Origin of the sequence: Qipengyuania atrilutea (genome assembly GCF_013370205.1) — a bacterium.
Taxonomy (GTDB): Bacteria; Pseudomonadota; Alphaproteobacteria; order Sphingomonadales; family Sphingomonadaceae; genus Actirhodobacter; species Actirhodobacter atriluteus.
This window is the reverse complement of sequence record NZ_JABWGV010000023.1, coordinates 1-556: the sequence shown is the minus strand read 5'-3', so window position 1 is coordinate 556 and position 556 is coordinate 1. Positions and strand designations below refer to the sequence as shown.

Sequence of the window (556 nt, the reverse complement as noted above, 5' to 3'; positions counted from 1 at the left end):
CTGACCTATCACGCGATGAAAAGTATGAATAGGGGTCAGGTGTGGCGCCTGACCCCGTTTCATTCCACCTTTGGCTGAACAGCAACCGTCGTGGTGGACCGAGCTTTAACAAGCAGGGGTACAGTACCCCTGTACACTCATAGGTCAAGGTAGCCGCAACCTAAAAAAGTGGAAGAGCAAGACTTATTGAAAGGACAATAAAATGAAAAACCTGCGTCTCAAGATCGTTATGGAAATAGCACGTTTTCTGCGGGTTCCGGTACAAGTTCACCAGAGTTGGTTTAGCAGTAAAGCGGATGCTGAAAGGACGCGTCGAAAGGAGCGCGAACTTGCCATCGAATGCGGAGAGCATCGCCAGTGACCATCCTGTTAGCAGCAGCGATAGCGGTATGTGCGCCGGGTCCGCGGGAGCATTGTGTCGTAGATGGCGATACTGCATGGATCCACGGTGAGAAAATCCGCCTGCTCGATATAGACACTGCCGAAATGAACGGGAAGTGCGATCGGGAGAAGCGCCTAGCGATCCGCGCGAGGGATCGGCTTGTCGTGCTGCTGA

General features: G+C 52.9%; 2 protein-coding genes. Both read left to right on the top strand.

Features of this window, described 5'->3' with window-relative positions:
- The first annotated feature begins 202 nt into the window (after positions 1-202).
- The gene (locus HUV48_RS14205; protein WP_176268385.1) at positions 203-361 is read left to right on the top strand and encodes a hypothetical protein; all 159 of its coding nucleotides are present in this window, start codon (positions 203-205) and stop codon (positions 359-361) included.
- Positions 358-556, top strand: a 199-nt coding sequence (locus HUV48_RS14280) for a thermonuclease family protein (protein WP_404799941.1), incomplete at its 3' end; no start/stop codon positions are given. The genes HUV48_RS14205 and HUV48_RS14280, both read left to right, overlap by 4 nt.